Raw genomic sequence first — 14,023 nt, 5'->3', positions numbered from 1 at the left:
GGGACAAAGCCTTCAATTATCAATTGTCAAAGGTCCATCAGCATTTCCAGCAGTTCTTCCAGCTCCACCTCTTTATATTTCTGTGAGAGCTGGGTAGGAGTCAGGGCAAAAGGCTTATCCGAGAAGTTGGAAAGTTCAATCTTTCCCTTTTCCAGAGAGGGTATCCCGAGCTCCTTGCCGGTAAGCACCTTCTTGCCATTGGGCTTGGAAGCGGCATAAAGCAGTTTCTCCAAATGGGCAAAATCCGCCTTCTTGGGCAGCACATCCTTCAGTTCCTTACGTGTTGCACGGACATAACGTTTTCCCATACGGTCTACCAACAGAATCTCATCCGGGGTGACTTCCATACGTGCCACCTCCGTACGAAGTATCGGCATCAGAAAGGAAATCTGCATGCATTCTTTCTTCTTCAGCTTCATCGTACCGTTCACAGTAAGGGTGGCATCTTTATGGGGTACCGTCAGCTGCACTTTGGAGGAAAGGCAGGCAGATTCTCCGGACAGAGAACTTGAGTGACGCGAAGTCTTGCAACCGGCAAGCCCCACAGCCAGCAACAACAGCAAGGACAATAGGCGGCATGTCCTTGCCATATCATTCAGCAGGTTTAGTTTCATCTGATATATATTTCTTTTTTTGTATTTTCTGTTTCAACGTATCAGAGCGATTGCCCTTATCCCAGGCTTGCTTCCAGTATTTCAAGGCACCTTCCGCATCGCCAGTCATGTAATAGATATCTCCGCAATGTTCCAAGACCACGTCACTGCTATCTTTATCATTCTTTATCGCCTCATCTATGTAGAGACGCGCCTCGGCATAATTACCTTTAACAAACAATATCCATGCATATGTATCGAGATAGGTGGAATTGTTCGGCTCGGCTTTCACTGTCTTGTAGCTCATCTCTTCCGCCTTGTCCAAGTCGCGGCGCTCCACGGAAAGATAATATGCGTAGTTATTCAAGGCACCGATGTTTGAAGGATTGTACACCAAAGCGGAATCATAAGCCGCATAAGCTTCCGCATGCAGATTCTTGGTGTGATAAGCATCACCGATAATGGCATAAAAATCTGATACGACCTCCTTCTTGCTGTCGTCCTTGACGTGCGACAAAGCCTTTTGGCAGATGGCAAGGGCATCATCCGTCCGCTCCGCCTGGTTGTAGCAATGGCCAGATAGAAATAAAACTCCAGCATATCGGGATTGGATTCCACACCGGCTTCGCACAAATTCATTATTTCCTTGTAATCCTCCTGGCGCACGGCTTCCCCCAGCAATGTCATACGAGCCGCTGTATTGGTAGGGTCTATCGCCAGAACCTGGCGCAGAACCGGTCCTGCCTCCTTGTTCATTCCTTTGGAAAGAAGATATTGGGCATACAGCAAAGGTAATTGCGCCTCATCGGGCTCCTGCTCCATGATACGGTTGAAGAGCGTAATGACACGTGTGCTGTCCTTGCCTGCCTGCTCGTTCTGCACGATGAACTGCCGCATCACATTCAGTTTGGTGTCCGAGGGTACTTTCTTGTTCAGCAACAGCGTGTCCAATTGCTGTTCATGCAGTTCCTTCTGTCCGGTCTCTTCGTAGTAAGAAGCCAATGAGTACATGGCCATCGCATTGTCCGGTTCTTCGGCAAGCACCTTCTTGTAGAGGTCGTACGCTTCCTGCTTTTTCCCGTTCTGCATATAGACATCGCCCAGCACCACCTGATAGCGCATATCGTTGGGATACTCTTCTACCAGACTTTCTATTTCATGAAAGGCGCTCTTGTCGTCCTTCTTTTGCAGATAGATGCGGAACTTCTCCATACTGAGCTGTTCATTCTTGCCCATCCGTTCCTCAAGCTTGTTCAGTATGCCGATAACTTTGTCATACTCTTCCTGGCGGTTGTAAATCTCCAGCAAGTTGTATAGCGGGTCCAGCTTATCCGAGAAACGTACCGCCATATCCTCCAACAAGGCAGCGGCTTTCTCCGTTTCGTTTTGCTGCATATACAGATTGGCAAGTCCCTGGGCATACCAGTAATTCCCGGGAGCATTCTCCACCGCCTTTTCCAACGCGGCTTGTCCCAACGGCACCTGCTTGAGGTACATATAATACTGGGCCATCTCATACAAAGCCGATGATGCGTTCGGGTTTATCGTCAGGCAATGTTGCAGGACATCAAAAGCCGCATCATAGTCTTTCTGGACTTTCAGACGGGCGGCTTCAAGAAAGAAGTAGTCGTAACGGCGCTGCTCCTCTTCGGTGAGTGGCGGTGGAAGCGGTTTCTCCGGTTTGGTTTCCGTCTTTCTTTTCTTCTTCTTCACCAATCCTCCGGCCAACGCCCCGCAAGGACTTAGGCAGAAGGAAAGCATCAGAAACAATATGTATATCTTATGGCTGATTTTCATCTATTTAGGTTTATTCTTTTTAATTTTAAAAACGGGGTTTGTCAAGTACCGGACTTTGACGTGTCAGACACTGGACTTTGACACGTCAGACACTGGACTTTGACACGTCAACATCCGGTGTCTGACAAACGGGGTAATATATGCCTATTTCTTACCCGTATGCCCGAAGCCACCGGCACCGCGCTCCGTCTCATCCAGCACTTCCACTTCCTGCCAAAGAGCTTGTTCGTGACGCGCTATCACCATTTGTGCAATCCTCTCCCCATCTTCGATGACGAAGGTTTCTGCAGAAAGGTTGACGAGAATAATACAAACCTCACCACGGTAATCGGCATCAATCGTCCCGGGGGAGTTCAGCACGGTAATCCCCTTCTTTATGGCCAATCCGCTACGCGGACGCACTTGCGCCTCAAATCCTTCCGGAAGAGCGATATAAAGGCCCGTAGGCACCAGACACCGCTGCATCGGAGCCAGCGAAATAGGTTCATTAAGGTTTGCACGGATATCCATTCCTGCAGACAGCTCAGTGGCATAAGCCGGAAGCGGATGCTTTGATTTATTGATGATTTGTACGTTCAACATGATGTTATTTACGATTTGACGATTTACTATTTACGACGGAGGCTACTTCTATTCTTACAATTCGAGTAATTCAAGTTTCGCAATTCATCTCCGTTTTACTATAAACTTGGGCGAAAATACGGCTTTTTATACAAAATAGTGATACATTTGCAGTTAAATAATAGTAACTTCAATCGTAAATAGTAAATCGTCAAATCGTAAATCGCATCATGATGAATTGGAATACGCTCATATCTGCCAAACGCTTCGGACTGGAAGAGTTTCACCAGGAACGCCATGAAAACCGCTCGGAATTCCAACGTGACTATGACCGCCTTGTCTTCTCTGCCCCTTTCCGCCGTCTGCAGAACAAGACCCAGGTATTCCCTCTTCCCGGTAGTGTATTCGTCCACAACCGTTTGACACACAGCCTGGAAGTATCATGCGTAGGCCGCTCACTAGGCAACGATGTATCGAAAGCTCTCATTGCCCGCCACCCGGAACTGCAAGGCAGCTACCTCACCGAAATAGGCTCCATCGTTTCGGCCGCTTGCCTGGCACACGACTTGGGAAATCCTCCTTTCGGACATTCGGGAGAACGAGCTATTTCCACCTTTTTTTCCGAGGGAAAAGGAATGTCCCTAAAGGACCAACTGACACCTGCCCAATGGGAGGACCTTACTCACTTTGAAGGGAATGCAAATGCGTTCCGCCTGCTTACCCACCAGTTTGAGGGAAGGCGGCAGGGAGGATTTGTACTCACCTACTCCACCCTGGCAAGTATCGTGAAATACCCCTTTTCATCGAGTCTTGCAGGCAAGAAGTCCAAATTCGGTTTCTTCATCACAGAGGAAGAAAGTTTCCGCCGCATAGCAGAAGAACTGGGTATGGAGAAGCAGAACGACGCCCCGTTGAAATATGCCCGCCACCCGCTGGTCTATCTGGTGGAAGCAGCCGATGACATCTGCTACCAGATGATGGATATCGAGGATGCCCACAAACTGAAAATCCTGACTACGCAGGAGACCAAAGAACTGCTTCTCTCCTACTTCTCCGCAGAGCGACAAGCCCACCGGCTCAAAACCATGGAGATAGTAAGTGACACCAATGAGCAAATAGCCTATCTGCGTTCCAGCGTTATCGGGCTGCTTATCGGCGAGTGCGTGCAAGCCTTTGTGGACAATGAAGAAAGGATTCTCGAAGGAGAATTTGAAGGAAGCCTCATCAACCACATATCCGAAGTACCTGCCAATGCCTACAAGCACTGTGCAGACATCTCCCTGAAGAAGATTTACCGCTCGCGCGACGTACTGGACATTGAACTTGCCGGTTTCCGCATCATCAGCACCCTGCTCGAACTGATGATTGACGCCGTGTGCTCTCCGGAAAAGGCATATTCGCAACTGCTCATCAATCGTGTATCGGGCCAGTACAATATAAAAGCGCCTGCACTCTATGAAAGAATACAGGCGGTATTGGATTACATCTCCGGAATGACGGATGTATTTGCACTCGATTTATACAGGAAAATAAACGGGAATAGCTTGCCGGCGGTATAACAGACGACAAGCATTCTTCCGGATAGTCCTATGATACAACCTTATTTGCTCCCGACGTCAGCTTGCACGACTCCGGTTCGCTCTCGATGAACGACTCGATGTGGCGGATGCGCTTTTCTGCCAGAATCTCGTCCACGGCAATCAGGATGCCCGTTTCCTCCACATCTCCGAAACCGTAATTGATGGCTGTACCGAACATACGCATGGTAGGGCTAAGACTCATATAGGCATTCACCAGCGGGGGAATATTGTACCCCACCTTACGGATTTCACAATTCAAAATCTTATAGTCTTCCTTAAAAGAGTCTTTGCAGAAGAGGGCGGCAAGTTCTTGTTCATCACTCTCCAGGAGCAGCGGTTTCATCGGAGTAATCAGGTTGTCCTTATCCGCAAAATGCTTCCGAAGGAAATAAAGAATCTTATCACGCTCTGACGATGATAGCTGGGATACATAGTCACCTTTCCGAAGAAATACTTCACATTGGGCATGACTACGGTCAGTGCGCCCAAACCATCCCACAGATTATCCAACGCAAACAGGCCTTTACTGTCTGAACGCGTAGACTGATACTCCAACGTAACGAACGAACGTCCCAACTCGATGGTCGTAGGAAGATAATCCTTCAAAAACTTATCCGAAAAGTTAAACATATGGGCAGTTGCCAGGATAGGGGCACCATGTTCATCAAAACGCACATCCGTACCTAAGATATAACGGTATCCACCTAAAATTTCTTCAGCTTCCGGATTCCAGACAATCAACTGCTTGTACGGGTTGTCCATGATGTCATATTCATCAATATCCATAGACTTGCCCGTTCCTCCTCCCGCAGCACGGAATGCAATCTCGCGCAAACGACCGATCTCCTTCATGGTATTCGGAGAGTCTTGGGCAGTAATGATATATATCTGATTATGACTTCTATTGGTCATGCGCAGACGCTTTTCCTCAGTCAACTCCGCTTTCAACAGCTCCTTGCTTATCGGTGCAATAACATCTTCCATATTTTTCTGTTAGTAGTTCTTCTTTAATATAAATACGGTCTCTCTACAATTTATATACAATATCCTTCACATATTGCGCCCATCCGGCCGGGCTTTTCGATTTGTCGAAAGTTTGCCAGGGGATAGGCTTCCCTATGGTGATGGTAAATGTTTTATGACGATTCTTCAGCATTTCATCTGCCAGGTAAAGCATGGCGATATTGAACTTGATACCCAATATCTTACAAAGATTGGCAAGATTATAAAAGAAGTTGGAATTCCGTCCCTCGAAGTGGATAGGAACGACATCACGGTGGGCTTCGACACTCTTCACGATAAAGGTCTTTTTCCAGTCCAAGTCACGGATGACCCCATTCTGCCTACGCGAACAAAGCCCTGCTGGAAACATGATGAGCTGATTGTCCGAAGCAAATCCCGCCTCCACCATTCTGGGGAAGTCTTTGGCCTGCTTTCCCGTCTTGTTGATGGGGATGCAAAGCGGCGCCAGTCCGTGCAGGTTCATCAGCAAGTCGTTGACCATATATTTCACCTTGCCACCATAAAAGGAGCCCAGGACATAACCCAGTGCCACTCCGTCCTGCCCACCCAGGGGATGGTTGGACACAAAAGTATAAAGCCCTTCTTTAGGCAGATTTTCCTCCCCCTTCACCACAATATTGGCATCAAGGAACTCCAGACAAGCTTTCAGGAAATCTACACCGACTTTATCTTTCGACTCCCACAAAAAGACATTCAATTCCTCTTGATGAACGATATGCTTCAAATAAGAAACCACGAACTTGGGGATATACTTAGACTGCTTCGGAGCCTTTTCCCGAAGTATCTTGTCTATGTCAATCAAAAATAAAGAGTCGTCAGCCATTCTTCTTTTGATGAAATGAATGCGCAAAATTAACTCATCTTTTTAATTAATCGCAAAAAAATGACAGAAAACTGCACCCGAAATCTATCAAATAGCACCTAAAAACTATCAATTGACAGTTTTTCCCCTAAAGTGTGTTTGAAATCCGTCTGCCTGAAAGAGAAAACTTCCGTAAACTTGCAATATCAAGATTAACGAAAAAAAACATAGCACATATGAACAATATAACATTTAAAAAAGACCTGCTCGGAGTTCAAGACGATTTATTGCGTTTTGCATACAAACTTACTTCCGACCGTGAAGAAGCCAACGACCTCTTGCAGGAAACATCCCTGAAAGCTCTGGATAACGAAGAGAAGTATACGCCCGATACCAATTTCAAAGGATGGATATACACCATCATGCGCAATATCTTCATCAACAATTACCGTAAAGTGGTGCGTGACCAGACTTTCGTGGATACCACGGACAATCTCTATCACCTGAACCTGCCGCGCGACGCCGCTTTTGAAAGCACAGAAAGCGCATATGACCTGAAAGAGATGCACCGCATTGTCAACGCCCTTCCACGGGAGTACAAGATTCCCTTCTCCATGCATGTCTCCGGCTTCAAATACCGCGAAATTGCAGAGAAGCTGGGGTTGCCCTTAGGCACGGTAAAGAGCCGCATTTACTTCACCCGCCAAAAACTACAACAAGACTTGAAGGATTTTGTTTAAGCACTCAGCATATAAAACCAGTGATTTCCATAAATTAAGAAAAGTACAGATTTTAGTTGTATCAAAAGAGAGAAAGGCAGGCCGGGACAATCCCGCGTCTGCCTTTCATGGTCTTGCCCCTCATATCTCGTGCACGGACTCATTCAAACCGTCACGCTTTGCGACAATATTATTTACAAAAACCAGGATAGCAATCTCCGGTTACATTCCACCCCTCCAGCTATCCGAAGCACTGAAAGCTAACCAGAACCACCCGAAAACTGTCTATTGTTAGATTTTACCCCAAAGAGAGTTTGATTTCCGTCTATCAAAAAGGAGAATCATCCGTAGTTTTGCATCATCAATAAAACGAACAATAATTTAAAAAACATCCATTATGAATAATAGAACATTTACCCAAGACCTACTCGAAGTTCAAAACGACTTATTACGCTTTGCATATAAATTAACCTCCGACCGCGAAGCGGCCAACGACCTGCTTCAAGAGACATCATTAAAAGCTCTGGACAATGAAGAGAAGTACACACCTGACACCAACTTTAAAGGATGGATATATACCATCATGCGTAATATTTTCATCAACAATTACCGTAAAGTGGTACGTGACCAGACGTTTGTAGATACCACAGACAATCTCTATCATCTGAACACGCCGCACGACCTCGCACTCGACAGCACAGAGGCGTCTACGACCTGAAGGAAATGCACCGCATTGTCAATGCTCTGCCACGTGAGTACAAAATTCCGTTCTCCATGCACGTTTCCGGTTTCAAGTACCGCGAAATTGCAGAAAAGCTGGGCCTCCCACTTGGAACAGTAAAGAGCCGCATCTTCTTTACCCGCCAGAAACTGCAGCAGGACCTGAAAGATTTCAGATAACGTCCTTGTTAGAGCCCACTGCCAGAGCCTGCTAAGATTTCCTCTTAAGGGCCATTGTCGGAATTAAACGATGTGGGAATACCGACAAACAGAACATTTTCCTACCTTCTCCCCATCCGCTCCCTACCTGCTCCCTACCTGGTCCGTCTATATATACACGGAGCAGATAGGGCGAAAACAGAAAGCAGGTAGGCAGAAAACCGACAAACAGAACAAAATGAAACCTGTGCATACCTCTAAGAAAGGGGTATGAAAGCGGTTAATTCCGACAACGGGTTATTCAGATCCGCTTTATCCGGGTCAAAGCGATAGCAGATATAAGTTTGCGGACAGACTGCACCAATCCCCCACCAGTAAAGCCTTTCAAAAGTAGCTTCATTATCAAATAAATAAACTATCAACAAGGTGTTGAAAACTTCTTCCTAAGATTTTAGTTAAAAGATTGTGGGGAATTGTGGGGAAATGTGTATTTTTACCGTCGCTTATTATAATAAGGTAAGAATTGATACAATTTTTAGGTAATATCGAGGCTAAGGCGGATGCAAAAGGAAGAGTTTTCATCCCGGCCACTTTCCGGAAACAGCTGCAGGCCGCTTCCGAAGAAAGACTCGTGTTGCGCAAGGACGTGTATCAGGATTGCCTGGTGCTCTACCCGGAAAGTGTATGGTTTGCCACTCAAAACCAACTTCGCTGCCGGCTGAATAAATGGAATGCCAAACAGCAAATGATTTTCCGACAGTTCGTAAGTGACGCGGAAGTCATGACCTGACGGGAACGGGCGCATCCTGCTCCCAAAACGTTACCTGCAAATGGCGGGTATACAAAGTGATGTCCGCTTCATTGGCGTGGACAACACTATAGAAATCTGGGCCAAGGAGCGTGCCGACCAGCCATTCATGAACCCCGACGAGTTCAGCGAGGCTCTTGAAGAACTGCTGGGAGACGAAAACAGTTGTTGTGACGAAAATAAGCTATAAACAACAGATGATGAAAGAAGAAACAACATATCACATCCCCGTATTGCTGATGCCGAGCGTAGATGCAATGAACATCCGTCCGGACGGCACGTATGTAGACGTAACGTTTGGTGGAGGAGGACATTCGCGCGAGATACTGTCCCGCCTGGAAGACGGTGGCCGGCTGTTGAGCTTCGACCAGGACGAGGATGCGGAACGCAACATTGTGAACAACCCGCATTTTACATTCGTACGCAGCAACTTCCGCTACCTGCACAACTTCCTGCGCTATCACGCATCAAGGAAGTGGATGCCATACTTGCCGACCTCGGTGTATCTTCCCATCACTTTGATGACAGCGAACGGGGATTCTCCTTCCGCTTCGACGGGGCACTGGATATGCGTATGAACAAGCGTGCCGGCCTGACCGCTGCCGACATCGTGAATGCCTACGAAGAAGAAAAGCTGGCTGATATTTTTTATCTGTACGGCGAGCTGAAGAACAGCCGGAAACTGGCATCTGTCATCGTTAAGGCACGGGCTACGCAGAGAATTGCCACCATCGGCGAATTCCTGGAAATCGTCAAGCCACTCTTCGGTCGCGAACGTGAGAAGAAAGAACTGGCAAAGGTATTCCAGGCATTGCGCATTGAGGTAAACCAGGAAATGGAGGCACTGAAAGAAATGCTGTATGCGGCAACAGAAGCGCTAAAGCCGGGAGGCCGCCTGGTGGTGATAACCTATCACTCCCTGGAAGACCGTATGGTGAAGAATATCATGAAAACCGGCAACGTGGAAGGCAAAGCCGAAAAAGATTTCTTCGGGAATGTATTGACCCCGTTCCGGCTGGTCAACAACAAAGTGATTATACCGGACGAGGAAGAGATAGAGCGCAATCCGCGTTCGCGCAGCGCCAAGCTGAGAATTGCAGAAAGAGTAATGAATGATTAGTGACTAGCAATGGAAAAGAAGCAAGAAGAAAAGAATACGGAAAAGGTGAAAAAACGCACCTCACTGAAGAACATCATCGGAGGCGACATTCTGGCCACAGACTTCTTCCGTCGCCAAGCCGGATTGTTGTTCCTTATCATGGTGCTTATCATTATTTACATCAACAACCGTTACGAATGCCAACTGCAACTGATAGAGATAGACAATCTTAAAAAAGAGCTGATAGACATCAAGTACGATGCCTTGACACGCAGTTCGGAATTGATGGAGCGGAGCCGCCAATCGCGCATCGAGGAATACATCGCCACCAAAGAAAGCGATTTGCAGACTTCCACTAATCCACCGTACTTACTAAAATAATGGAGAATTGAGGATTAAAATAATTTCAATAGTACATCGTAAATCGTTAAATCGTAAATCACATTGGCTGTAAATAAAAAAAACATAATGACCCGTTACTTCTTCGTCGTCCTACTCATGGGGCTGGTGGGGATATCTATTGTTGTGAAAGGCGCCATGATTATGTTTGCCGAGCGACAGTACTGGCACGATGTAGCCGACCGCTTCGTAAAAGAGAATGTAACGGTAAAGCCCAACCGGGGAAATATCCTATCCTCGGATGGCAAACTGATGGCAAGTTCGCTGCCGGAATATAAAATCTTCATGGACTTCATGTCCGGCGAAAGGGATGAGAAGCGTCGCAAAAAGGACCAGCACCGCAAGGACTCTATCTGGAAAGCCAACATCGACTCTATCTGCATCGGGCTGAACAAAATATTCCCGGACGTAAGCACATCTACCTTCAAAAAGCACCTGCGCAAGGGACGGGAGATGAAGAGCCGGAACTACAACATCCTGCCCAACCGCAACCGTCGCATCTCTTACATTCAGTATAAGGAAGCCAAACGGTTACCCGTATTCAAGATGAACAAGTACAGAGGCGGTTTCCACGAACAGATATACAACCAGCGTAAAAAGCCGTTCGGTTCTTTGGCAGCCCAAACCCTGGGCCGTCTTTATGCCGATACAGCCATGGGAGCCCGTAACGGCATTGAACTGGCCTTCGACACCCTGCTGAAAGGACGGAACGGTATTACCCACCGTCAGAAGGTGATGAACAAATACCTGAATATCGTAGACCTTCCCCCGGTAGACGGTTGTGACATCATATCCACCCTCGATGTAGGCATGCAGGACATCTGCGAGAAAGCCCTGGTGGACAAGTTGAAGGAAATCAATGCCAACGTCGGGGTAGCCGTACTGATGGAAGTGGCTACCGGAGAAGTAAAGGCCATTGTCAACATGATGAAAGCCGGAGACGGCAATTACTACGAAATGAACAGTAATGCCATCAGCGATATGTTGGAACCGGGCTCCACCTTCAAGACAGCCTCCATTATGGTGGCACTGGAAGACGGCAAGATAACCCCGGATACCGAGGTAGACACGGGCAACGGTATTATGAATATGTACGGCAGCAAGATGAGGGACCACAACTGGCACCGGGGAGGTTACGGAAAGATAGATGTGACACGTATTCTGGAAGTTTCTTCCAATGTGGGTGTCTCCTACCTCATCGACAAGCACTACAAGGATAATCCGCAGAAGTTCGTGGACGGTCTGAAGCGCATGAGCATCGACCAGCCGCTTCATCTGCAAATTCCCGGTGAAGGGAAACCCAACATCAAAGGGCCTAAAGAGCGTTATTTTGCCAAAACGACTTTGCCGTGGATGAGTATCGGTTACGAAACCCAGGTACCTCCCATAAACATACTGACCTTCTACAATGCCATAGCCAACAACGGAGTCATGGTACGCCCCAAATTTGTGAAAGCAGCGGTAAAGGACGGTGAGGTAGTGAAAGAATATCCTACGGAAGTAATCAATCCCAAGATATGCTCCGACCATACCCTGACACAAATCCGCGAAATCCTTCGGAAAGTGGTATCGCAAGGATTGGCAAAACCCGCCGGCAGCAAACAGTTCTCTGTATCGGGCAAGACGGGTACGGCACAGATTTCTCAAGGAGCCGCCGGATATAAGTCGGGACGGGTGAACTACCTTGTAAGTTTCTGCGGATATTTCCCCTCGGAAGCACCTAAATACAGTTGCATCGTTTCCATCCAGAAGCCTGGGTTACCAGCTTCAGGCGGTCTGATGGCAGGTAGTGTCTTTGGGAAAATAGCGGAAAGAGTTTATGCCAAAGACCTGCGTTTTGACATACGCAGTGCCATAGACAGTACCACCAATGTGATTCCTCCAGTGAAAGCCGGAGAGATGAACGAAGCACTCCTTGTTCTGAATGATTTGAAAGTGCCCGTTCAGAAACAGTTCGCCGAACAAAAGAAAAAGGAACAGTGGGGGCATACACAAGCTGCTCCGTCGGCAGTCATCCTGCAAGACCGGGAACCGGCCTCGGGCACTGTGCCCAGCGTGGTAGGTATGGGAGCGAAAGATGCTGTCTACCTTTTAGAGAGTAAAGGGCTGAAAGTAAGACTAAGCGGAGTGGGACGGGTGAGAAACCAGTCCATAGCAAGCGGCAGCCGGATAGTGAAAGGACAGACTATCGCCCTGACACTACGTTAACAGGAGAATAAACAAGATTTGGATATACATTATATATAATAAGGTATGAGATTAAGTGATTTGTTGCAAACGATACAGCCGGTGCAGATTGCCGGAAGTACAAGCATGGAGATAACGGGGGTGAATATAGATTCCCGCCTGATAGGAACCGGACATCTGTTCATGGCCATGCGTGGTACGCAGACCGACGGGCATGCCTATATTCCGGCTGCCATCGATAAAGGGGCTGTTGCAGTATTGTGTGAAGAATTGCCGGAAGAGCTTAAGGCCGGCATCACCTACATTCAGGTGAAAGACAGTGAAGATGCCGTAGGGAAAGTGGCCACCACCTTCTATGGTGACCCTACATCCAAGATGGAACTCATCGGCGTGACCGGAACCAACGGAAAAACAACCGTTGCCACCTTATTATATAATACTTTCCGCTACTTCGGCTACAAGGTCGGACTGGTTTCCACTGTATGCAATTACATCGACGACCAGCCCGTACCGACCGAACACACCACCCCGGACCCGATAACCCTGAACCGCCTGCTTGGTGAAATGGCCGATTCCGGCTGCAAGTACGCCTTCATGGAAGTCAGTTCCCACTCCATTGCCCAGAAGCGCATCAGCGGTCTGAAGTTTGCCGGCGGCATCTTCACGAATCTGACCCGCGACCATCTGGATTATCATAAAACAGTGGAAAATTACCTCAAAGCCAAGAAAAAGTTCTTCGACGAACTGCCGAAAGGAGCTTTCAGCCTGACCAACCTGGATGACAAGAACGGACTTGTGATGACACAGAATACCCGTTCGAAGGTATACACCTACTCTTTGCGTAGTCTTAGCGACTTCAAAGGCAAAGTCTTGGAGTCTCATTTCGAGGGAATGTTGCTCGACTTCAACAATCACGAACTGGCAGTACGTTTCATCGGAAAGTTCAATGCCTACAACCTGCTGGCGGTATTCGGTACTGCCGTATTGCTGGGCAAGAAAGAAGAGGATGTACTGGTTGCCCTCAGCACGCTGCATCCGGTAACCGGCCGCTTCGATGCCATCCGTTCACCGAAAGGCTACACCGCCATTGTGGACTATGCGCATACTCCAGACGCCCTGGTCAATGTATTGAACGCCATTCACGGAGTACTGGAAGGAAAGGGGAAAGTGATTACCGTTGTGGGCGCCGGCGGCAACCGCGACAAAGGCAAGCGTCCCATCATGGCCAAAGAATCCGCCCGCTTGAGCGACCGGGTCATCATCACCTCTGATAACCCGCGCTTTGAAGAGCCGCAGGACATCATCAACGACATGCTGGCAGGGCTGGATAAAGACGACATGCAGAAAACCATCAGCATCACCGACCGCCGCGAAGCCATCAAGACAGCCTGCATGCTGGCACAGCCGGGAGACGTGATTCTCGTTGCAGGCAAGGGGCATGAGAATTATCAAGAGATTAAAGGCGTGAAACACCATTTTGACGATAAAGAGATATTAAATGAAATAATGTGCTAATATGCCAATGTGCTAATTGCCATGCGGCATATAGGATATTCATTCCTTTACCAGCAGATAT

Annotated in this window: 8 protein-coding genes and 5 pseudogenes; 8 read left to right on the top strand and 5 right to left on the bottom strand. The window is 47.8% G+C overall.

The features are described from left to right. Positions 1-26 precede the first annotated feature (26 nt). From lolB1 to dut, 3 genes and pseudogenes are all read right to left on the bottom strand, one after another. The gene (gene lolB1 / locus JCM16496_RS00620; protein ID WP_025831607.1) at positions 27-614 is read right to left on the bottom strand and encodes a lipoprotein insertase outer membrane protein LolB1; all 588 of its coding nucleotides are present in this window, start codon (positions 612-614) and stop codon (positions 27-29) included. Then, positions 592-2,390, bottom strand: a pseudogene (locus tag JCM16496_RS00615) (tetratricopeptide repeat protein). The gene lolB1 and the pseudogene JCM16496_RS00615 overlap by 23 nt, the downstream one beginning before the upstream one ends. A gap of 144 nt (positions 2,391-2,534) precedes the next feature. Further along, positions 2,535-2,969 carry a dUTP diphosphatase gene (dut, locus tag JCM16496_RS00610; protein ID WP_025831605.1) on the bottom strand — a complete coding sequence of 145 codons (435 nt, stop codon included), beginning with the start codon at positions 2,967-2,969 and terminating at the stop codon, positions 2,535-2,537. A gap of 212 nt (positions 2,970-3,181) precedes the next feature. Here dut and JCM16496_RS00605 point away from each other — a divergent pair, with 212 nt between their 5' ends. Continuing rightward, on the top strand, positions 3,182-4,510 hold the full coding sequence (locus JCM16496_RS00605; protein WP_167332285.1) for a deoxyguanosinetriphosphate triphosphohydrolase: 1,329 nt from the start codon (positions 3,182-3,184) through the stop codon (positions 4,508-4,510). Positions 4,511-4,538: 28 nt separating this feature from the next. Here JCM16496_RS00605 and glsB read toward each other — a convergent pair. After that, positions 4,539-5,515 (bottom strand): annotated as a pseudogene (glsB, locus tag JCM16496_RS00600) (glycine N(alpha)-acyltransferase GlsB). 43 nt (positions 5,516-5,558) lie between these two features. Next, on the bottom strand, positions 5,559-6,377 hold the full coding sequence (glsA, locus tag JCM16496_RS00595; protein WP_025831601.1) for a lyso-glycine lipid O-acyltransferase GlsA: 819 nt from the start codon (positions 6,375-6,377) through the stop codon (positions 5,559-5,561). Between the two features lie 215 nt (positions 6,378-6,592). Between glsA and JCM16496_RS00590 the strand changes: the two genes are divergently transcribed. The 7 genes and pseudogenes from JCM16496_RS00590 (at position 6,593) to JCM16496_RS00560 (ending at position 13,962) form a co-directional block, all read left to right on the top strand. Further along, positions 6,593-7,096, top strand: a complete 504-nt coding sequence (locus tag JCM16496_RS00590) for an RNA polymerase sigma factor (protein WP_008662699.1) — start codon at positions 6,593-6,595, stop codon at positions 7,094-7,096. Positions 7,097-7,472: 376 nt separating this feature from the next. Then, positions 7,473-7,975, top strand: a pseudogene (locus JCM16496_RS00585) (RNA polymerase sigma factor). Between the two features lie 502 nt (positions 7,976-8,477). Then, positions 8,478-8,952, top strand: a pseudogene (mraZ, locus tag JCM16496_RS00580) (division/cell wall cluster transcriptional repressor MraZ). A gap of 10 nt (positions 8,953-8,962) precedes the next feature. After that, positions 8,963-9,882 (top strand): annotated as a pseudogene (rsmH, locus tag JCM16496_RS00575) (16S rRNA (cytosine(1402)-N(4))-methyltransferase RsmH). A 9-nt stretch (positions 9,883-9,891) separates the two neighbouring features. After that, positions 9,892-10,242, top strand: a complete 351-nt coding sequence (locus JCM16496_RS00570; RefSeq protein WP_005830386.1) for an FtsL-like putative cell division protein — start codon at positions 9,892-9,894, stop codon at positions 10,240-10,242. A gap of 87 nt (positions 10,243-10,329) precedes the next feature. Continuing rightward, complete coding sequence (locus JCM16496_RS00565; RefSeq protein ID WP_025831591.1) at positions 10,330-12,468, top strand: PASTA domain-containing penicillin-binding protein; 2,139 nt, start codon at positions 10,330-10,332, stop codon at positions 12,466-12,468. A gap of 45 nt (positions 12,469-12,513) precedes the next feature. Beyond that, on the top strand, positions 12,514-13,962 hold the full coding sequence (locus JCM16496_RS00560; protein ID WP_025831589.1) for a UDP-N-acetylmuramoyl-L-alanyl-D-glutamate--2,6-diaminopimelate ligase: 1,449 nt from the start codon (positions 12,514-12,516) through the stop codon (positions 13,960-13,962). Positions 13,963-14,023 lie beyond the last annotated feature (61 nt).

Source organism: Bacteroides rodentium JCM 16496, from assembly GCF_000614125.1.
Classification (GTDB): domain Bacteria; phylum Bacteroidota; class Bacteroidia; order Bacteroidales; family Bacteroidaceae; genus Bacteroides; species Bacteroides rodentium.
The sequence above is the reverse complement of the archived record's forward strand: the minus strand, read 5'-3'. Positions and strand labels throughout refer to the sequence as shown.